At 66.6% G+C, this 19,205-nt stretch carries 25 protein-coding genes; 9 read left to right on the forward strand and 16 right to left on the reverse strand.

What is annotated here, in order from left to right; translation table 11 throughout:
* Nucleotides 1-17: 17 nt before the first annotated feature.
* Nucleotides 18-872 (reverse strand): MmyB family transcriptional regulator, encoded by an 855-nt coding sequence (locus tag BLS97_RS07955; RefSeq protein ID WP_090475506.1) that lies wholly within the window; start codon nt 870-872, stop codon nt 18-20.
* 229 nt (nt 873-1,101) lie between these two features.
* Here BLS97_RS07955 and BLS97_RS07960 point away from each other — a divergent pair, with 229 nt between their 5' ends.
* On the forward strand, nt 1,102-2,034 hold the full coding sequence (locus BLS97_RS07960; protein ID WP_090475507.1) for an NADP-dependent oxidoreductase: 933 nt from the start codon (nt 1,102-1,104) through the stop codon (nt 2,032-2,034).
* Between the two features lie 345 nt (nt 2,035-2,379).
* Nucleotides 2,380-2,700 carry a hypothetical protein gene (locus BLS97_RS22780; protein ID WP_157695285.1) on the forward strand — a complete coding sequence of 107 codons (321 nt, stop codon included), beginning with the start codon at nt 2,380-2,382 and terminating at the stop codon, nt 2,698-2,700.
* Between the two features lie 14 nt (nt 2,701-2,714).
* Here BLS97_RS22780 and BLS97_RS07965 read toward each other — a convergent pair whose 3' ends face one another.
* The 7 genes from BLS97_RS07965 to BLS97_RS07995 form a co-directional block, all read right to left on the reverse strand.
* Nucleotides 2,715-3,449, reverse strand: a complete 735-nt coding sequence (locus BLS97_RS07965) for an SDR family NAD(P)-dependent oxidoreductase (protein ID WP_197676464.1) — start codon at nt 3,447-3,449, stop codon at nt 2,715-2,717.
* Between the two features lie 41 nt (nt 3,450-3,490).
* A complete protein-coding gene (locus BLS97_RS07970; protein WP_172832234.1) occupies nt 3,491-4,774 on the reverse strand; it encodes an aminotransferase class V-fold PLP-dependent enzyme in 1,284 nt (427 codons plus the stop codon).
* Nucleotides 4,775-4,776: 2 nt separating this feature from the next.
* Nucleotides 4,777-5,160: a hypothetical protein gene (locus tag BLS97_RS07975; RefSeq protein WP_090475509.1), complete on the reverse strand. Its 384-nt coding sequence runs from the start codon at nt 5,158-5,160 to the stop codon at nt 4,777-4,779.
* A gap of 101 nt (nt 5,161-5,261) precedes the next feature.
* Nucleotides 5,262-5,846 carry an isochorismatase family protein gene (locus BLS97_RS07980; RefSeq protein ID WP_090475510.1) on the reverse strand — a complete coding sequence of 195 codons (585 nt, stop codon included), beginning with the start codon at nt 5,844-5,846 and terminating at the stop codon, nt 5,262-5,264.
* Nucleotides 5,843-6,556 (reverse strand): hypothetical protein, encoded by a 714-nt coding sequence (locus tag BLS97_RS07985; RefSeq protein WP_090475511.1) that lies wholly within the window; start codon nt 6,554-6,556, stop codon nt 5,843-5,845. Before BLS97_RS07985 ends, BLS97_RS07980 begins: the two co-directional genes overlap by 4 nt.
* A complete protein-coding gene (locus BLS97_RS07990) occupies nt 6,553-6,984 on the reverse strand; it encodes a MarR family winged helix-turn-helix transcriptional regulator (RefSeq protein WP_157695286.1) in 432 nt (143 codons plus the stop codon). Before BLS97_RS07990 ends, BLS97_RS07985 begins: the two co-directional genes overlap by 4 nt.
* Nucleotides 6,985-7,110: 126 nt before the next feature.
* On the reverse strand, nt 7,111-7,410 hold the full coding sequence (locus BLS97_RS07995) for a hypothetical protein (RefSeq protein WP_157695287.1): 300 nt from the start codon (nt 7,408-7,410) through the stop codon (nt 7,111-7,113).
* 106 nt (nt 7,411-7,516) lie between these two features.
* On the opposite strand from BLS97_RS07995, the gene BLS97_RS08000 reads away from it, so the two are divergent.
* Nucleotides 7,517-8,161 carry a TetR/AcrR family transcriptional regulator gene (locus tag BLS97_RS08000; protein WP_090475514.1) on the forward strand — a complete coding sequence of 215 codons (645 nt, stop codon included), beginning with the start codon at nt 7,517-7,519 and terminating at the stop codon, nt 8,159-8,161.
* A 250-nt stretch (nt 8,162-8,411) separates the two neighbouring features.
* Here BLS97_RS08000 and BLS97_RS08005 read toward each other — a convergent pair whose 3' ends face one another.
* Complete coding sequence (locus BLS97_RS08005) at nt 8,412-8,891, reverse strand: phospholipase A2 (RefSeq protein ID WP_090475515.1); 480 nt, start codon at nt 8,889-8,891, stop codon at nt 8,412-8,414.
* A 397-nt stretch (nt 8,892-9,288) separates the two neighbouring features.
* On the opposite strand from BLS97_RS08005, the gene BLS97_RS08010 reads away from it, so the two are divergent.
* Nucleotides 9,289-9,948 (forward strand): hypothetical protein, encoded by a 660-nt coding sequence (locus BLS97_RS08010; protein ID WP_090475516.1) that lies wholly within the window; start codon nt 9,289-9,291, stop codon nt 9,946-9,948.
* Nucleotide 9,949: 1 nt separating this feature from the next.
* On the opposite strand, the gene BLS97_RS08015 is transcribed toward BLS97_RS08010, so the two are convergent.
* Together BLS97_RS08015 and BLS97_RS22785 are read right to left on the reverse strand one after the other, a co-directional pair.
* The gene (locus BLS97_RS08015; RefSeq protein WP_090475517.1) at nt 9,950-11,251 is read right to left on the reverse strand and encodes an MFS transporter; all 1,302 of its coding nucleotides are present in this window, start codon (nt 11,249-11,251) and stop codon (nt 9,950-9,952) included.
* A gap of 42 nt (nt 11,252-11,293) precedes the next feature.
* The gene (locus tag BLS97_RS22785; protein ID WP_172832235.1) at nt 11,294-11,962 is read right to left on the reverse strand and encodes a TetR/AcrR family transcriptional regulator; all 669 of its coding nucleotides are present in this window, start codon (nt 11,960-11,962) and stop codon (nt 11,294-11,296) included.
* 168 nt (nt 11,963-12,130) lie between these two features.
* On the opposite strand from BLS97_RS22785, the gene BLS97_RS08025 reads away from it, so the two are divergent.
* The gene (locus BLS97_RS08025; RefSeq protein WP_090475518.1) at nt 12,131-12,700 is read left to right on the forward strand and encodes an META domain-containing protein; all 570 of its coding nucleotides are present in this window, start codon (nt 12,131-12,133) and stop codon (nt 12,698-12,700) included.
* 144 nt (nt 12,701-12,844) lie between these two features.
* Here the strand turns inward: BLS97_RS08025 and BLS97_RS08030 are convergent, their stop codons facing one another.
* Nucleotides 12,845-13,567 carry a TetR/AcrR family transcriptional regulator gene (locus BLS97_RS08030; protein WP_090475519.1) on the reverse strand — a complete coding sequence of 241 codons (723 nt, stop codon included), beginning with the start codon at nt 13,565-13,567 and terminating at the stop codon, nt 12,845-12,847.
* Between the two features lie 89 nt (nt 13,568-13,656).
* On the opposite strand from BLS97_RS08030, the gene BLS97_RS08035 reads away from it, so the two are divergent.
* On the forward strand, nt 13,657-14,511 hold the full coding sequence (locus tag BLS97_RS08035) for an NmrA family NAD(P)-binding protein (RefSeq protein ID WP_090475520.1): 855 nt from the start codon (nt 13,657-13,659) through the stop codon (nt 14,509-14,511).
* Nucleotides 14,512-14,544: 33 nt separating this feature from the next.
* On the opposite strand, the gene BLS97_RS08040 is transcribed toward BLS97_RS08035, so the two are convergent.
* A complete protein-coding gene (locus BLS97_RS08040; protein WP_197676465.1) occupies nt 14,545-15,204 on the reverse strand; it encodes a TetR/AcrR family transcriptional regulator in 660 nt (219 codons plus the stop codon).
* A 150-nt stretch (nt 15,205-15,354) separates the two neighbouring features.
* Between BLS97_RS08040 and BLS97_RS08045 the strand changes: the two genes are divergently transcribed.
* The gene (locus BLS97_RS08045) at nt 15,355-16,104 is read left to right on the forward strand and encodes an SDR family NAD(P)-dependent oxidoreductase (protein ID WP_090475521.1); all 750 of its coding nucleotides are present in this window, start codon (nt 15,355-15,357) and stop codon (nt 16,102-16,104) included.
* A gap of 530 nt (nt 16,105-16,634) precedes the next feature.
* Here BLS97_RS08045 and BLS97_RS23415 read toward each other — a convergent pair.
* Together BLS97_RS23415 and BLS97_RS22795 are read right to left on the reverse strand one after the other, a co-directional pair.
* Nucleotides 16,635-16,808: a hypothetical protein gene (locus tag BLS97_RS23415; protein ID WP_197676466.1), complete on the reverse strand. Its 174-nt coding sequence runs from the start codon at nt 16,806-16,808 to the stop codon at nt 16,635-16,637.
* A gap of 178 nt (nt 16,809-16,986) precedes the next feature.
* On the reverse strand, nt 16,987-17,196 hold the full coding sequence (locus tag BLS97_RS22795) for a hypothetical protein (protein ID WP_157695289.1): 210 nt from the start codon (nt 17,194-17,196) through the stop codon (nt 16,987-16,989).
* Between BLS97_RS22795 and BLS97_RS22800 the strand changes: the two genes are divergently transcribed.
* Both BLS97_RS22800 and BLS97_RS08050 read left to right on the forward strand, forming a co-directional pair.
* Nucleotides 17,186-17,653 carry a hypothetical protein gene (locus BLS97_RS22800; protein ID WP_157695290.1) on the forward strand — a complete coding sequence of 156 codons (468 nt, stop codon included), beginning with the start codon at nt 17,186-17,188 and terminating at the stop codon, nt 17,651-17,653. The genes BLS97_RS22795 and BLS97_RS22800 overlap by 11 nt on opposite strands.
* A 13-nt stretch (nt 17,654-17,666) precedes the next feature.
* Entirely contained in the window at nt 17,667-17,993 is a 327-nt protein-coding gene (locus BLS97_RS08050) for a cold-shock protein (protein ID WP_090475522.1), read from the forward strand.
* A gap of 65 nt (nt 17,994-18,058) precedes the next feature.
* On the opposite strand, the gene BLS97_RS08055 is transcribed toward BLS97_RS08050, so the two are convergent.
* Nucleotides 18,059-18,298, reverse strand: a complete 240-nt coding sequence (locus BLS97_RS08055; RefSeq protein WP_172832236.1) for a hypothetical protein — start codon at nt 18,296-18,298, stop codon at nt 18,059-18,061.
* Nucleotides 18,299-19,205 lie beyond the last annotated feature (907 nt).

A 19,205-nucleotide genomic window follows, 5' to 3' on the forward strand; every position in this document is an offset into this window, starting at 1 on the left:
CTCAGGTTTCGACGCGGTCAGTCTGGGCCGGGTCGGCCCACCTTGATGACCGCGGGTCCACCCGATGCGGTGACCACTTCTGCCAGCCGGGCCGCATCGTCCGAACCGGGCGCTGCGGTCAGCATGACGGCCGCCAGGTCATCGCCGGGGATGGCGATGAGGTTCCCGACGAGCGTGACGGAGTCACCGTCCGACTGCGTGAACCGCGCGCTGCTTTCGTAGGCCTCCACCGGTCGCGGCGTACGCCACATGGTGTCGAACAGCCGGCTTTGGCTGCGCATGTCATCCACCAGAGCGGCGAGCGAAGTATCGGTGGGGTAGCGCAACAGCGAGGTCCTCAGACGGGCGACGAGGACCGCCTCGTGCTGGGTCGCGTCGGCCGCGGATTGCTTGAAGGCCTCGAACGGGTTGCAGAACGTGCGCCAGGCGAGGTTCCACTCCCAGCGGTCTCCGGTGAGGTTCCAGTGCTCCAGAGCCATGAACGCGCTGTTGACCGCAACGAGGTTCATCGCCGCGTCAGAGACGATCATCGGAGTATCCGAGAACCGCTCCAGTAGCCGTGTCGCACCTGGGCCGAGGTCGGTCGGTACCTGCCCCTGAGCGGCGGCGTACCCGGCCAGCGCACAGAGCCGCTCGTAGTCCGCGCGCCCGACCCGCAATGCCCGAGCGAGCGCGTTCACGACCTGGGCCGACGGGTGGCTGCGCCCCTGCTCCAACCGGCGGACGTAGTCAGCGGACATCCCCGCGAGCTCGCTGAGCTCCTCTCGCCGCAACCCGCGCACACGCCGCACGCCGACCCTTATCCCGACAGCCTCGGGGGCCGCACCTTCTCGCAAATGGCGCACTGCTGCGCCGAACTCATGACTTCCCACGGGCACGAGTGTGCCCGGAGGCCCGCACGGATGTAAATGGCGTCAGCTTCGGGCTGATGCGCAGAAGTGTGCTGACCGTCGGAGGTGGTCGGCGCGGCCGACGACGGGCCCGCGTCGTCAAGGTGGGCCGATCCGGCCCAGGCTAAGCGCGCCCGAACCTGCGACGGTGGTGGCGCATCGAGATCCGCGATGCAGATCGACGGCACATCAAAGGAAAGCAGGTTCAGTGATGAAGGCAGTCCGTTACCACCAGTTCGGGGGTCCCGAAGTCCTGCAGTACGAAGACATCCCCGTACCCACACCAGCGGCCGGGCAGGTTCGGGTGAAGGTGGTGGCCTCGGCCTTCAATGCCGCCGACAACGGCATGCGCGCGGGGTTCCTGCCGATCCCGGTCGTGCTGCCGCACGTACCCGGCTACGACGTCTCCGGCACGGTCGACGCGCTCGGCGAGGGCGTGGACAGCCTCGAGGTCGGAGACGCGGTCATCGGGTTCCTGCCGATGGAACGAGACGGGGGCGCGGCACAGTTCGTGATCGCTCCGGCCGAGGCATTGGTCGCAGCACCCACAACCTCTCCCTTGGCCGATGCGGCGGCCTTACCGTCGGTGGCGTTGACGGCCTGGCAGGCCCTCTTCGACGATGGTGCCCTGCAGGCGGGCCAGCGTGTGCTGATCGTCGGGGCCGGAGGTGTTGTGGGCAAGTACGCCATTGCGCTGGCCAAGCGAGCCGGCGTGCACGTCGTGGCGACCGCCAGCCCCCGCAGCATCGACGCCGTCCGCGCAGCCGGCGCAGACCAGATCATCGAGCACACCCACGCCGACCTGCTCAGCGCGGTCGATGGTCAGGTGGACGTACTGCTCAACCTCGCGCCCATCGACCCCGCACGGTTCACCGCACTCGTGGCTCTGGTCCGCGACGGCGGCGCGGTCGTCAGCACCACCGCGTTCATGCCCACCCCCGGTGATGAGGCCCGCAGCGTTCGGGCAGCGACAGTCTTCGTCCTACCCAACCGCGACCGGCTTTCCGAACTGGCCTCCTTGGTGGACAACGGGACCCTGCACATCGAGGTGACCCGCCGCATCCAACTGATCGAACTTTCCGCCCTGCACGCAGAAGCCGTCGCCGGTCGCATCGCGGGCAAGGTCATCGTGCTGGCTGGATGAGACCGCCAACCTGTGGGCTGCGCGAGACCCGCCGACAGCAGGGAGCTACCGTCAGCCACCCATTCGAAATGCCGACCAGCAGCACTGCGCCTGCCCCACGACGAGCCCAAGCCCGAGTGGCGCGAGCCCGGTTCTTGTCCGCCCTGTTGTGGGTAATGCTCACGTCGGGCGTGCCGTCGACGTGCTCGGCTCCTGGGGCGTTCTACCGCTCGCGGCCGGCATCACCGGCGGGTCGTTGCACAGGGATGCATCACAGCTCTCACTATCACGCGGTCGCGACGGGCCTGACGTCAGCCTCGCCGCGGACCCGTACACCGAGCTCGTGCGCCACCTCACGGTTCAGGAATGCCGCTGGACCCCAAAACAACCCGCTCCAGCAACACGCCGGTGACGTCGCACGCCCATGAGCCCTGGTCATTCACTCAACGACTCCGAATTAGAGGAACAAACACGTCGTTCAACTTTGATCCCGAGGTTGCAGCAATCCTGGCCCAGATGGGTGGGTCCAAAGCCGCGCCGCCGGCCGTGCGAGACATCGAGGGTCGTCGAGCATTCTGGGAGCCGATCCTCGCGGCCTCCAGCACCGCGCAGTCGATACCAAGGGACGTGAGGATGACCGTGCTCTACGGCGCTGACATCCGCCGCGCGAACAGCGAATACGCTTGATGTGTGGCGTTCTGTCAGTGAGCTGTCCATCCGCCGTCGACCGGAAGTACGGCGCCGGTGAGATAGGTGGCGTCCGGGCTGGTGAGCAGTAGCGCGGCGGCGGTCAGTTCGCTGGGGTCGGCCCAGCGGTGCATCGGGATTTCGGTTGCCAAGAGGTGACGGACGTGCGGGTCCCCGTCGATATCTGCATTGAGCGGGGTGCGGAACGGTCCCGGAGCGAGGGCGTTGACAGTGATACCGGTGTCGGCGAGTTCGACGGCCAGGCTGCGGGTGAGCTGGACAATGGCCCCTTTGCTGGCGGCGTAGCCGGATCGCCCGGCTGCCCCGACCAGGCCGAGCGCGCTCGCCAGAGTGAGGATTCGCCCGTAGCCGGCCGCGCGCATCGGGCGGATGGCCGCGCGACACGCTAGCCATGTGCCGATGACATTCACCTCCAGGCAGGCACGCAAGGTCGGAAGGTCAAGTTCGTCGATCAGGCCGCGGGCCTGCACCCCCGCGCTGGTGACCAGCACATCAAGCCGCTCATGCTCGGTCAGCACGGAGGCCACCAACTCCTGGACCGCGGATTCGTCGGTAACGTCGCAACCGACACCACGCACGTCGCGGCCGGTGTCGGACCGCAGCCGTTCCGCGGCATGTTCGCAGCGCGCTGCCGATCGGCTGGCGATGACGACGTCGCAGCCAGCGCCGGCGAGCGCGGCGGCGATTGCGTAGCCCAGCCCTGCCGAGCCACCGGTGACCAGTGCCACCTGCCCGTCTCTGGACGCTCTGGGAGCCCCAGGGGACGCGGTCACCGATCTGGTTCTGATCGGACCGGACAAGCGGTTGGGAGGGCGTCGATGAGCTGGTCAAGTTCCTCGGCGGTGTTGTAGTAGTGCACGGAGGCGCGGACCAGGTCAGGAAGACCGCGGGCGGGCAGATCCAGGCGGGCGTGCTCGACGAGCGAGACACTGGTGTTCACACGCCGCTCGGACAGCCGGCGCTGCACATCCTGGGCGGATACTCCATCGATCGTGAAGGTGACGATTCCGCAGCGCCGTTGCCCCTGGTCGTGCACTTGCACACCATTGATGCCTTGTAGCTGTGCTCGTAGCCGGTCGGCGAGAGCGGTGACCCTGGCTTCGATGGGGGTCAGACCCCAGGACAGGGCGTAGTCCACGGCGACGCCGAGGCCGATCTTGGCGGCATAGTTGGTCTCCCAGGTTTCAAAGCGCCGCGCGTCGGGACGGATCACGTACCGGTCCGGGGCGGTCCAGGTGGCGGCGTGCAGGTCTAGGAACGGTGGCTCGAGTTTGTCCAGGATCGACTCGCGCACGTAGAGGAATCCGGTCCCCCGGGGTCCGCGGAGGAATTTGCGCCCGGTCGCCGACAGCATGTCGCAGCCGATCCGGTCGACGTCGATGGGCATCTGTCCGATCGACTGGCAGGCATCGAGCAGGAACGGGACACCCGCCTCCCGAGCGGTCGCGCCGACCTGCCCGGCTGGGTTGACCAGCCCGCTGTGCGTTGGCACATGGGTCATTGCTATGAGCTTGACGGGTCCTGCGCCGTGGTCGTTCAGGCGTCGCTGTAGGTCGTCCACCGAAAGCTGGCCGTATTCGTCATCGTCAACCGGTTCCACCACTGCGCCGGTGCGGGCGGCCACCTGCAGGAGCGCAATGACGTTACTGGCGTACTCGGCGGCACCCCCGGTCAAGATCCGGTCGCCCGGCTTGAACGACATCGCGTAGAACGCCATGTCCCAGGCGCGGGTGGCGTTCTCCACCACCGCAATCTCCTCGACTCGGGCGCCGATGAGCCGGGCAATCGCTGCATACGTGCCCGCCACTTGTTCGGCCGCGGCCGCCGCGGCCTCGTACCCACCCAGCTCCGCCTCGCGGTGCAGATGTGCCACCACAGCCTCAGTCACCGGTACCGGCGGTAGTGCCGCACCGGCGTTGTTCAGGTGCGCCACCCGGCGCGTCCCCGGAGTGTCCCGCCGAGCTTGCTCAACGTCAACAACATCATTGACGGCATCGCCGACCAGGCAGGCGGACTTGAGATCTGGGCTGCACGACGTTCGGTACACGGCCATCTTTAGCGGCCTCCGTTTGCGCGGTAGTCGGCCGCGTTGTACTGGATGTGGAGTTGTCCGATCTTGTTACCGTGGAACTTGAAGAACTCGGAAAAGCGGATGGTTCCGTTGGGGAGCTGGGCGTCGTAGAGCACTCCCGCTCCGGCCGAGGTGACGACAGCCTGAAGGATGGTGATGTCGCGGACCGTTTCGATGAAACCCCTTACCCCATGGGTGAATCGGATCCCGCCGGACATCCGACCGGCGATCGGTCCGTCGAACACGAAATCGTCCGTGAGCAACGGCAGGAGGTCGCGCCCGTCCTGATACAGGTCGGCACCGCCGGTCAGGATGCTGTAGTACCGATGAAGCGTGGGAGATTCCTCGATAGTGATGCCGGTGGACATGGGTTACTCCTTAGGGTTGGAAATGGGCAGTGGTCACGCCGAGCGGATTGCAGGAAGGTTCTGATGCCCTGGTTCATTGGCGGCATCACCGCTCTCCCTGACTAACCCCGACTAGGTACCAACGAATGCGCCGCGGCGACAACGGTTTCGGTGGTGCGCAGTGTCGCGAGGAGGGGCAGAACGAGGGTCAGGGAGTGTTCGTGTCGTGCCGGCGCGTCGGCCACGGCGTCGGTGACGACGACGACCTTGAGGCCTCGCTCGAAAGCAGAGCGGGCGGTGGACTCGACGGCTATGCCGGTCGCCAGGCCGCACAGGACAATCTTCTCGACGCTGAGCTCCGCCAGGAGCAGGGACAGTGTGGAGTTGGCAAAGGCGCTCCATCGAAGCTTGGACACGTGGTGCGAGACCTTCTCGAACAACGCGACCGGGAGTGCCGCATCGCCGGACCGCACGTCGCGTGCCGGTCGAGCGATTTCCGCTTCGGCGTTGATCGGCGCGGCCGACGGGTTTTCGAAGTCTGTTGAGACCGCGATGACCGGTCGCCCGGCTCCGGCGAACGCTTCCGCAAGTCTCACGGCGTTGGTCAGGACCGGTGCGCCGAGTCCGCCGGGCAGTCGACGGAGGATTCCCTCCTGGAGGTCCACGGTCACTAGTGCCGCTGATGTCAGGTCCACGATGGCGGTCATCGTTCGGCCCCCTTGGCATCGCGCTCCGAGCCAGGCCGCACGCACAGGCCGACAGCGGTGACGAAGATCAGCAGCAGGGGAAGTGAGATCCACGCGGCGATGGAGAAGGTGTTGCTGCGCGCGAGGTATCCAATTGCCGAGGCGAGCAGGGCGACCCCGGTCGCAATACCGGCGGGGAGGAGCCAGATCGGCAACCGCACTTGTCGACGCCACTGTGCAGCGGAGATCGCGAATGCGGTGGCCGCGAGGAGGAACATCTTGACCCCGTCGAGCTCATTCAGGGTGACCGATAGCGAACTGGCCAACGCCGTGTCGCCACCGCGCACAGCGATCTCGACCAGGCACACGCCCAAAACGGTCTGCACAAGCGAGATGACAACCGCCGCCACTCCGGAGATCAAGGCGGCACTGCGCGCCACTCCACGTGCAGTCGGCCGCCAGACCCCGATGACGACGATCAGAAGGGCAAGGGCCGCCACTCCTTCGGTCAGCAGAAACTGAAGCGTCAAGGCCGCGACGTGGGGCGCGTCCTGGCGAACGACGGCCGAACCGCTCGACGTCACAGTCGTCGTTGACGAGGTAAGAAAGAGCCCGATGATCCAGACCGCGCTGTATCCGACCGCTGCCGCCCGGAGCGGCCAGCGCCGAGTCGACACGGGTGGACGCAGTTGGGGTACCTGCACGGGCGGCGTGATCGTCGTGTCGGTCATGAGAGATCTCCTTTGGGTTCGTCGCGAGGGTGCGATTGCTCGGTGGTCGGCTCGAGGTTGGCGCGCGCTCTGGTCAAGAGCCGGATCAGGGTGGCTCGCTCCGACTCGTCGAATCCTTTGGTGGCGACGGCGTTCACCGAGTTGATGTGTGCGCTGATCGTTTCGCGCACACGCTGAATCTCGGCGGGTCGGGAGTCGGCCAGGTAAACCCTTTGGAGCCGGTTGTTCGCCGGGTCGCGGCGTCGCGTCACCAGGCCACGCTCCTCCATCCGCTTCAGCATCACGGTGAGGGTGGCGGGGTCGATGGCCGTTTTCCGCGAGATCTCCTTCTGAGTCTGGCCGTCCTCGTTCCACAAACTGGCCATCACTCGCCACTGCGTCGGCGTGAAGGACAGGGCCTCGAATCGTGTTGCGAGCTCCGCCGTCATTCGATGAGAGACCCGGCCGACCAGGAATCCGAGACTCGAGACTAGGTCGGCGGTCGACGGGTCCACCGCACCTCTTACGATTGATGCATCCATGGTTCGTATACTAACCATGGATCCGTGACCACGTCAACCGCGCCGATCGTGTGGTGTTGTGGCGTGGTCGGAGCGGCTGTCCCCGAAGGCACCGGGGCCGGCACGGAAGAGCCCGGCCAGCAGAACGCCGACCGCACACCCGATGAAGGCCGAGAACGGGTGGGAATCAGGCCGGGCCGTCATCCAGACCAGCCCGGCTACAAGGAACGATCCCCAGCCGGCCAGAAGATTGGCAACGGGGCGGTTGCTGAAGATCATCGGATACGAGGACTTGGTGATCCCGCGGACGAAATGCGGTACACCGTTCGCGCCGAAGAGGCCGACAACGAACATCAAGAGTGCGGAGACGATCACGGGAGGCCTTTCGGAGCGGGAGCGGCTTCGTTCCACAAGTGTAGAACGAAATTGGCGAATCATTCACCATCCGTAGAATGAGCGCATGTCTGAAGCTGTCACGTCGCGGAGCGCACAGCGTCGCACCACCCAGAAGCGGATTCTCGATGCCGCCCGCACTCTGTTCGCCGAGCGCGGTTTCGACCGGACGACGATCCGCGCTGTAGCGGCCCTTGCATCAGTGGATCCCCGGCTCGTTTCGCACTACTACGGGTCGAAAGGGCTGCTGTTCACCGCTGCCGTTCGCCACCACGTGGGTCACGACGCCGACGGAGACCCGGTCGCGGCGTCGGAGGCGATGCTCACCAGCCTGGGAATGAAGATTTCCGGCCTGCCAGAGACGTCGATCGCGATGCTCCGGTCAATGCTCACGCACCCCGAAGCCGCTGAGCTCGCCCGCCGAGAGATCGACGACCAAATTCGGTCGCTCGCCGCAACGATCCGCGCCGATGACGCTGCAGTTCGCGCCGCACTGCTGCTCGCCACGACCATCGGAATCACTGTCGCCCGGGAATTACTGAAGGTCTCCGAGCTGCGAGCGGCCTCCCCATCCACCATCGCGGCCATACTCGAGCCGGCCTTCCACGCCCTCACCACCGGAGGCGACGCCGAACACCAGCCAGATGACGGCGAGGGTTCTGTCAGGCCTGCACCCGGATCACAGTCTCGTCGCATCCGCAGACCACGCTAGGAACCCCCACGAAGGGGAAGTGTCACAGCCCACACTGAACCACTCCCCGTAGCCTCTGACTACAGAGAGCTACTCTGCAAGCACGAGACGGCGTTCGGTGGAGCCCGAGGAACGTGGTTTGTGGCCACATTCTTGGCGGGCAGGTCAGGTTCGGTCATCGCCGTCCAGATTGGTCGCCGGCGTTTCGGCGCGGCGTCGGGCCCGGCGTGTCACCAACCCCCGGGGGTACAACAGCTAACGCATCTGAGTATCAGCCGAAGAATGCCTTGTCTCCATGGTGGCTCACCGCGTAGTAGAAGGCGTTGGCGGCTGTGCCACAGAGGGGTTTCCGCGGGTCGTACAGGTGCATCTTGCCGCACTGGATCTTCATGTTGGCCAGGAACCGCGAGTCGATGGAATTCTTCCGCGATCGGGTCCGATCGTAGTGATGCTTGGATCCGTAGTTGCGGTAGCCGAAGTCGTGCAGTACGCAGGATGACTTGAACACGCTCGAATAGACCAGGGATTCCGCCGGAATCGCGACCACGATGTAGCTGGGGAGGCTGCAGCCATCGGTTGACCAGTCGATCGCCGTCGGCCGCGTGCCCTTCCACGTCACGTAGGCGCCGGAGATCGAGGACGACGAGGTGAGCGGCGAGTACTCAACGTCCGAGATGATCTGCGCCGTCGTTCTGGGCGGATCCGCCTGTGCGCTCGGCGCCACCCCCACGCCGACGACCACGACGGACATCGCCGCTACCAAACCGGCACGGAGTCGACGCAGTGGACTGCCGTTGAGCGCTCCGCCCCGGCTGACGCCGGAGCCGAGTTGACGCCGGGTTGGGCGCCATAGACCGACCGTGGATCGCTTGCTACTCATACGAGATCCCCTCTGTGAAGTCGCGGCGCCCGTGGTGTCCGCGGTGTCCTGGTGCACGCAACTCGCGATCCAAGTCTTCAAAGTGGAAGCCATCTCGAACCGCTTGCCCGCCGAGTGCGAACCGAAGTTAGCGCAACGAATGCCGGCCGTACACGACTGACCAGGATAAGTAAGTTACTTTTTGAACGTGCCTACGCGAGAACCTGGACAGCCGAAGCTCCCTCCGCGATCCCCTCGACGGACGGCCACACAGACCAAGCAGTTGCTGATGGATGTCGCGTTGCACATGCTCCACGAGCGCGGCCCAACCGCCGGAGTCAGCCACGTCAAGTTGACCGATGTGCTGGACCGGGCCGGACTGACCACAGGTGCGGCCTACCGACTCTGGGACGACCAGAAGGCGTTCCACGACGACCTGGCGATCTACGCCGTGCGCTGGCGCGATCGGCAGTCGACCGAAACGACTGCTCACCGGGTCATGCCGATCATCCATTCCGGCGGCCCCTGGCAGGAGGTTCTCCGAGCTGGCGCAGAAGCCAACCTCCAATCGTTCCCGGAGGACATAGCCCTGCTGACCACGATGGCCCTCCGAGCCAGCGCCTACGGCCACCCCGCCCTACTCGAGGCGAGCCGTGAACGTCACGCCGAGGCCATGTCCGCCTACGGCAGTCTCTACCAGACGGTGCTGCACGCCTATCGTCGCCAGCTGAAGCAGCCATTCACCCTCGACCACCTGTGCGCGCTTCTGGCCGCCCTTTCCGAGGGGTTCACATTGCAAGCCGCGACCGGAGAGCCCCACACCGTCGTCCAGATCAACAGTGACGATCCCCGGGTCGGTGAGCAGTGGACATTGCTCGCAGTCGCGGCTGTCGCCCTCATCGAACACATGACTGAAGACATCCCGGCGCCGGTTGCAGGTATGAGCTGAGTCAGAAGCCGGCCGGCGCTGTATCGGCGTCAGCAGGCCGCAGCCCGGGTCGCACGTCTGCATCCGTCACTTGACTGGCGTGCCGCCGGGTGGATCGACGTTCCTGGAGCCAGATGGCCACGCTGATCAACGGGAGGATCCCCGCAAACACGGTCACTCCGGTCCAGCCCCACTTAGACTGCACGACCGCGGTGATCGCTGAGGCCGCGGCGCCGCCGACAAAGACCGTGATCATGTAGACCGCGTTGACCCTGGCCCGCGCATCCGGGGAGAGGGAGTAGATCTCGCGCAGACTCAGGACCTGGTGGCTCTGCACCGCCAGGTCCAACAGCACCCCGGCCGCGGCGAGGAGGTACACGTTCGAGGCGCCGAATCCGGCCAAGGCCAGAGCGGCGACACCGATACCCAGAGCGGTGAGGCGCGCGACGGTCCCGTGACCGGCGTCGCCGAGGCGGCCGCCGACCGGGGCCGCGATCGCACCCGCCGCACCGACCAACGCGAACAGCGCCACGCCGGCCTGGGTGAAGTGATGACGATCGATGAGTTCGTAGCCGATCGCGGTCCAGAACGCGGTGAATGCGCCGAACAGGCACGCCTGGGACGCGGCGCGGCGGCGCAACATCGGCTCGGTCCGGGCCAGGGTGACGACGGAAACCAGCAGGGTGCCGTACCGGGCGGTGTGGACGGGCTGGCGGCGGGGCAACAGCTTGAACAGGGCGATCGAGGTGAGCAGCATCAGCGCGGCCGAAATGATGTAGATGCTGCGCCAGCCCCAAGCGGCGGCGGCGAAGCTGGAGACGCTGCGGGCCAACATGATTCCCAGGAGCAGGCCGGTGGTCACCTGCCCGACGAACTTGCCGCGGCTCTCCGGCGGGGCCAGATGTGCCGCCAGCGGGATGAGGATCTGGGCCACCACCGAGGTGATCGCGACGGCCACCGACGCGGCGAGGAAGACCCAGAAGTCGGGGGCGAACCCGGCCAGGAGCAGGGCCCCGGCGGTGGCCACCAGCGTCCGTGAGGCCAGCTTGCGGTTCTCCAGCAGGTCACCCAGGGGCAGCAAGGTGGCCAGCCCGACGGCGTAGCCGATCTGAGTTGCCGTGACGACGAAGGTGGCCGTCGTCCGGTCGACGGCGAAGGCTCGGCTGATCAGATCTAGCAGGGGCTGCGAGTAGTAGAGATTGGCCACGCTGGCCCCGCAGGCGAAGGCGAGCACGATCGTGATGAGCCGCAGACTCCGCAGCCCGGATCCGGACCGGTCGGTCGTGGCGGCGTGGGCGATGGTGACAGCCGGGCGGGTTCGCATGGCGTGGTCCTCACAGGCAGGAAGTGAACGGTACGTTCACTATCAACTGGACGGTCCGCGAGAAATTCCCGGCCCGCTGATGCCGGCCAGAAGCTGCTGGACCAACTGACGGGCGAAATCGTCGTCCAAGGGTTCGTGGCTGAAGAGCAGCCGGTAGTAGATGGGGGCGAACAGGCCATCGAGAGCCATCGGCACATCCAGGTCGGCCCGTAGCTCGCCCCGGTCGATTCCTCGGCGGATGGTGACCGCGGCCAGAGCTCGTCTCGGTCCGAACCAGTGCTCCCGCAACGCCTGGGCGATGTCCGGCTGGGACTGGGCCTCGGCCGCCAAGGCCCGCATGAGCGGGCCGGCCGGACCCTGGCTGAACAACTGAACCGCCCTCTGGACCAGGCCATACAGTGCGTCCCGAGTGGATAGCTCGGTGGATAGCGACCACGTGTCGGCAACGGCGACCATGAACCCTTCAAGGGCGACCGCACCTCGCGAGGGCCACCACTTGTAGATCGTCGCCTTGCTGACCCCGGCCCGCGCGGCGATGGCCTCCATGGTCGCGGCCGGCAGGCCGCCCTCGAGCATCAGCTCACCGGCGGCGGCCAAAATCGAGGAGCGACGCTCTTGGCTCCGGGGCCGGCCCGGGCGAACGCGCCCACCAGCCGGGCCGGCGATCGGAACCTCACCGCCCGTCGACCCGTCTTCGGTATTTGTAGTCACGGCGTTTACTCTATCGCCGCCGGTCGGGTTCCGATCAGGCCAGACGGGACGAATGCCGTTGACACCGAGGCGCCGCCGCGCGGTCCGGGGGGTTGGTGGGTGGAGGGGGAGTGAGCACAGGCGTGTGGGCCGTGCAACCTCGGTGCTTGCTGGTGCCGTCCTCATAGCGTGACCGCCTTTCTCCGTGCCTCGGTTGCCGCCGCCGTGCTGATGGCCGTGGTCGGCTGTGCCGGCCCGGCGACCTCGGCCACGTCCTCCTCGGGGGCCAGCTCGCCTGGACACATGTCGAGCGCACCGTCCACCGGTTCGGTCACCCCGACCGGGCACCCGGCCGACTTCCACGCCCCGGCGGGAGCCGTCGGCCAATGGCGGTCGATCACGATCGTCGGACATGCGTTGATCCCCGGATCCCACGTCGATCTCGGCCTGGCCGCCGACGGCGCGTTCGTTCTCCAGTCCGCGTGCAACGCCATGGACGGACGGCTGACCGGTACGGGGCCGACCTTCACCCCCGGCCCGGACATGGCGACCAGCGCCATGGGCTGCGCGTCCGCGCCTTCGGCGCAGGACCAGTGGCTGGCCGCGGTGTTCTCCGCGCCGATGACGCTGACGGTCAACCACGGGCAGTTGGTGATCGCCCAGGGCACGGTGGTGATGACGTTCAGGAAGACCGGCTCGCTCGACACGTCGGTGTCGATCACGGTCCCGGTGGCGTCGACTGCGGTCGGGGGACCGTGAGGCGACCGGCGTGGCCGTTGGGTGCTTGAAACGCGGCTGACGTCGGCGGCCGTTTAGGACCGCTGGTCGTCGGTGGGTCAGCCCGTCGCGGTGTCAGTCGGTGATCGTCGACCGGCGGTCGGGGACAAGGTGCTCCGAGTGCGGTCAGAGGCCTTTGATGGCGCGATCGAGCCACTCGCTCAGGAGTTGCCGTTCGGTCTGACTGAGCATGTCGAGACCCGCGACGTGGGTGCGAAAGGCGACCGCCGCGGCCATCGGCCCACTGTCGGGAGGCGGGGGAGCGTCGGTGAGTATGTCGCGGAGTACGGCGTCGAACAGCGCGTCGGCCAGGCCGGGGTCGCGTTGATCGGGTGGTGCCGACAGCAGGGTGAGCACGGCGCCGGTGCCGGCGGCTCGGATCAGGTCAACCGCACGTTGCTCGCTCACCCGCATCCGGCCGGCGGCCGCGATCCGGCGGATGCGCGACCGGAGGATGTCCTCGCCCGCCTGGGCGGCGGGGGAGCGCGGTTCCCGGCCCGGGTTGCTCAGCAGCGCGAACAGGGTCGGATTGGCCACGCCGAACTCGATCTGTGTGCTCCAACCGGCCCGCAGGTCGTCCACCGGGTCGGCATCGGCGGCCGCCGCAGCCTGCACGATGGCGGTCTTGGCGGCCACGTACGTCTCCATCACCTGCTCGGCCACCGCGTCCAGCAGGCCGTCCTTGTCGCCGAACAGCCGGTAGATCACGGGCGCCTGCACCCCGGCGGCCTGGGCCACCCCGCGGGTGGTCACCGCGGCCGGGCCCTGCTCGCGCAGCAGTCGGGCGGCGGCGGCGATGATCCTCGCCCGACTGTCCGCCCGGTTCTCGGTTCGAGCCACTGCTTCCATGTTTCCGAAGATACGGGATCGACGTGATCGCCGATGTTTCCCGTGATATCGTCGTATCGATAGCACTGATAACGGGATGAGGGAGAACCATGATCGTCATTGCGGGAGCCACCGGCGCTCTGAACGGCCGGACCGTCGACCACCTGCTCACGCTCGTGCCGGCCGAGCAGGTTGCCGTCGCGGTTCGCGACGTGAGCAGGGCTCGTCGGTTCGCCGACCTCGGGGTCCAGGTCCGCCGCGGCGACTACGCCGACCCGACGTCCCTGCCCGACGCATTCGCCGACGCCGACCAGCTGCTCCTGGTGTCCTCCAGCGACCCGGGGGCGGACGCGGTCAGCCTGCACCGCACGGCCATCGATGCAGCGGTCGCCGCGGGAGTCGGCCAGATCCTCTACACGAGCCACCAGGGCGCCGCCCTCGACAGCCCGTTCCGTCCCGCGCGCGACCATGCGGCAACCGAGCTGCTGCTCGCCGAGTCCGGTGTCCCGTGGACGGCGCTGCGCAACGGCTTCTACGCCCACAGCCTGACCTGGCTGCTGGGTCCCTGGCAGCAGACCGGTGTTGTCACCGTGCCAGCCGACGGGCCGGTGAGCTGGACCGCGCGCGAGGACGCCGCCGAAGCCGCGGCGATCATCCTCGCCTCCAACGGCGCCTACGACGGGCCGATCACGCTGACCGCCCGTGCCGCGCCGACCTTCCAGGACGTCGCGGAGATCGCAGCTGACGTCAGCGGCCGCCCGGTCGAGTGCGTTATCGTGAACGAGGACGAGTGGATCGCCGGCCGAGTCGCCGCCGGACAGGACGAGTTCATGGCGCACTTCACCCTCGGCATCTACCAAGCCGCACAACAGGGCTACTTCGCCCGCGTCGATCCCCTGCTCGCCAAGCTTCTGGGCCGCGAACCCCGCTCGGTACGGGATCTGCTCACCCGACCTGCCGCCTGACCGGCCGACCTCCGGTCGGCATCCAGCGGGGGCTCACTGATCCAGGGTTGGACTCGTGCCCGCAAAGTCAGTCGCTTGGGTACGGATCTGTGCCAAGACCGTGTCGAGGCCGGCCCGCAGGGCCAGGGTGTTTCGGCGGGTCTGGGTGAGCAGCAGCCCGCCTTGCAGCGCGACGAGCAGGGCCAGCGCGAGGGTGTCGGTGTCGGTGTCGGGGCGCAGGTCGCCGCGGGCGCGCATGCGCGCCAGGCCGGCCCGGATCGGCGCTTCCCATCGCTCGAACCCGGCGGCGAGATCAGCCCGGGAATGCGGATCCTGGTCGGCGATTTCGGCGGCGATCGATCCGATCGGACAGCCTCCGACGCAGTGCCGCTGCTCCTGGAGGTCGATGAGCAGATCACGCCATCGCTCCAGCGCGGCGAAGCTGTCGAGCTCGTCGAGCACGGGGCGCTGTGCGTCCAGGATGCCTTCGGTCTGGTGACCGATGACGGCCCGGATGAGATCGCTCTTGTCCGCGAAGTAGTGATACATCTGGGACGCACTGACACCCGCCTGCCGCTGGACGTCCTCGATCGCCGTGCGGGCGACACCGTGGGCGAACACCAACTCGGCAGCCGCATCGATGATGCGGGCGCGCGTCGCCAAGCCCTTCGCGGTGAATTTGCGGGCCGCCACCGGCACGGCGTCGGCTACCACCGGCTGGTGATCCGTCGGGCTCCTGCGACCTTTCTCCCGGTCGGTTGTCAGCTGGTCCACGCGCTCAACCTTACCTCTTTTCTGGAGTTGACACTCCAAACCTCTGGGGTCATAGTTTGGAGCGTTCACTCCACTAAGCGAGAGGTTCTCATGACCACCAACCTGACCGGCTCCACCGCCCTGATCACCGGCTCCACCAGCGGCATCGGCAAAGCCACGGCCGACCACCTGGCCGCCCTCGGAGCGCACGTCATCGTGTCCGGGCGAGACAAGGCACGCGGCGACGCCGTCGTCGCCGGCATCCGCGCCGCGGGCGGGACGGCGGACTTCGCCGCCGCCGATCTCGGCGACGAGCGCAGCGTGCGCGCACTTGCCACCCATGCGGCCGAGGTGGGCCGCGGCCACGTCGACATCCTCGTCAACAACGGCGGCATCTTCCCCTTCGGCGCCACCGCCGATACCCCGGCCTCGCAGATCGACGAAGTCTTCGCCATCAACGTCAAGGCGCCCTACCTGCTCGTCGCCGCCCTCGCCCCTGCGATGGCCGACCGCGGCCACGGCGCGATCATCAACGTCACGACCATGGTGTCGACGCTGGGTATGGCAGGAATGGGCCTCTACGGGGCCAGCAAGGCCGCCCTGGTCCTGCTGACCAAGTCCTGGGCCGCCGAATTCGGTCCCGCCGGCGTCCGCGTGAACGCCGTCAGCCCCGGCCCCACCCGCACCGAGGGCACCATTCCCATGGGTGACGCGCTGGACCAACTGGCAGCAGGGGGACCGGCGGGTCGCCCCGGCCGGCCAGAGGAGATCGCCGCCGCCATCGCATTCCTGGCCACCGACCAGGCCAGCTTCATCCACGGCGCCGTGCTACCCGTGGACGGTGGCCGCCTCGCCGTCTGACACCTTCCTCACAGCGACCAACCTGCAGACTGACCTGTCCGTCGGCAACGGCGCGCTGCGCCCTAACCCCGGTGCGGAGCGCGCCTGTGACGGCTGGAAGAGCCGTCACAGGCGTGATCACCGATAGATCAGATCGACCTTCTCCCACGGGTCGAGCACGGTCGCGTCTCCCTGGCCATCGAAGAGCAGATCGCCTCCAACGTTCGGGTCACCGCCGTGCCCGTCGACCGGGGCAGGTCCGGCAGCGCGACAAGTGCCGGAATGGGCGCAACGCCTTGCTCGAGCTGGCAAGGCAGCTCGATGGGGGCATTGTGTACGACCGAGATCTGCCAGCGGCGACCGTCACTCTCCTGGATTCGCTAAATCGTCGAACCCGGTAGGAAGTCCGCCGACGGTCCGGGCCGTGCATCCGATCGACTCACCCATGGATGCGCCTTTGGAAGGTCACCGACCGACTGCGCGTCCCTCTGAAACGGAGGGCTGGGCGCCGTGCGTTTTCATCGAAGATTCGTAGGACACCGAACCTACTGTTACGCAGTCTGCGACGAACCGCTGCACATCCCGCCCTGCACCTCACCAGTCCACCACTGATCTTCGGCGCCGAACTGCTCGGGCTGGCCTTCGTAGTCGCGGAGACCGAAGTAGGGCGTGCTGGTGACCACACAGTGCACCGACCCGGCGGGCAGCTGCTCGAGCACCTTCACGGCGTCGCCGGTGTAGAGGGCGAACCCACCGACGATCAGCAGGCCGATTCCGGTGACCAGCGAGACCCCGCGTCGGCCGCGGAACCCGTCACCAGTGGGGTGGACGCGGCCAAATCAGGTGAAGCCAGCTATTGACATCGCCGACGACGGGTGTCCAAGATGGGATCGTCATCGTCGATCAAAGGGGGATTTCACCAGTGAAGCCGTGAAAATCGCTGCTTGCCGTCCTCGCCGCAATCGTCACATGTTTCGGAGCAGCCATTCCCGCTTCCGCCGCCGATGGCAATGCAACACCATCTGCTCCTCGTCCGATTGCGCCGACGAACGGGACTTTCGAATACGGATCGTCATTGACCCTGGTGTCGCCCAATGGCGCGGTGACCACCACCAAGCACACGTCCAACGAGTCCGCGAAGGTTCGTCCGCTGGCCGCGCCCGGGACTGGTCCGCAAGGTGCCATTATCCATTGCAACAAGCTGTATTCGTTCTCCGATTCGGCCGGCACGTACACGATTCAGCACGCCTGCGGCAGTAGCACAGCGCCATGGGGGTATAAAGTCTCCGCAGCGCTGTGCGCGACGTCGTATAACGGTCTATTCAAAGAGCAAGGCATGGGCCTGGTTGTGAACGGCGGAAAGACAGTTATCCAACTGGGTCATACGGCAAGTTGCCTTGATTACTATCACGGCCCCCGTCGCCGCGAAGGACTACGATCACGTGGCGTATCAGGACTATTTCACGTGGCGCACATCGCCGAATGCAACAAAGGACAGTGTCCTTCAGATTTACGGAAGCTACACTCTCGTCGGCAGTCCCTGTTCTCCTACATCATGCTGATCATCTGAGAGTGAGCGAGCGATGACCTTCGGAACCGTCCGAGAATGGCACACGGACGAGGGCTGGGGGGTCATCGACTCCACGGACACACCGGGTGGCTGCTGGGCGCACTTCTCCGCCGTCGTGATGCCCGGTTACCACACCCTGAGCAGCGGTTCCCAGGTCGACTTCGACTGGCGCAGCCCCGGCCAGGACGGCTTCAACTTCACCGCGACGCAGGTCTGGATCGGCGATCGAACGAACGGTACGGTCGACCCTGTCGAGGGCTTTCAGCGCGACAACGCAGGGGCGTACAACTCCAGTGTCAGAATCAACCCAGGTAACCGCACATCCCGTCGAAAGCGGTGACCCATCGGGATTCACAGACGCGCTGGCCACATGATCGGGTGGACGTCTCGACCGAACTCGCGCAGCTACGGGCTGCTGTTGATCGGCTTGGCGTTGCTGGCAGCAGTGGCGGCGCCGAACTTGATCGGACGAACGATCACCGGCGCCGCCCAAGCTGTTCCTGTGCCGAGCCCGCCAACGCTCGGGAACTGTGTCACCGATCCGATCACGTCAGGGTCGAACGCCTTCGGCAGCGGCGAATACTCACAGATGGAAATCTCTGACTGCCGAGGCGTTCGATACGGCGAAATCAGCGCCATGATCAATGACCCGTCCCCGCACAGGACAGAAGCAACGGCTGATCCAGATGCGGCCTCGGCCTGCCAGTCTGCGGCCTACCGGTACGTCGGGATCCCGATGCACGGCGATGAACCGACCCCCTTGTTTGAGTGATGGTATCCACAACTGCTCCTCGCCACGGCAATCGCGGCGCCGTCGAGCCGTCAACGCGCCGCAGGTCAACACTGGCTGGCCTGCGTCGTCTACCCGCCGGGCGACGCCCACCCCCAGTCCCACGCCGCAGTCCGGCCCGGCTACAAGGACTCCATCCACGACGCGTTGCGTACCGGGCAGGAGGCCAACCAAATCGGTGTGTGCATGTCCGGATCGGACTTAGCCGGTACCGATAGTGGCCCAACCATCTGCAGCGCAGACCATCGCGGCGAGATATTCGGCACCGGGTACACCGGCGACCAACCCGTAGGCCGGGCGGATCTGCTTCGAAGCTGCCGCCAGGTCATAGCCCAGCTAACCCACACAACCGGTATCTCCATCCTGGGCCTCGCCGTTCAAGTGGCAGCGACGGGCATGAACCATCTGGCGATCTCCGGTAGCAGTATCCCGGCACATTCCAGGCTGAGCTGCGGAGTCACCGGGAACCTTCGGGTACTAAGAGGCAGCCTTCTCGGGCTTGGCGATCGACCAGTTCCGTGGAAGTAGGGGTAACGGTAAGGAAGCTGTCATATACCGACAAGTAGCGGGTCGGGGTTGGTGGGGACCATCGGAGAACCGTCGCGCTCGGTGGCTTCGGTTGCGTCAGCTGGATGTGTGGCTCAGCGTTGTCTGGTTAGTGATGATGAAGCCGCCGCGTTGCCAGGCCTGCGGGTAGCCGTAGCGGTCGAGGAGGGGAAGTTTCACCCAGAGTTGTAGCCATCGGGGAAGTCGGTCGAATTG

The organism is Nakamurella panacisegetis (genome assembly GCF_900104535.1).
Classification (GTDB): domain Bacteria; phylum Actinomycetota; class Actinomycetes; order Mycobacteriales; family Nakamurellaceae; genus Nakamurella; species Nakamurella panacisegetis.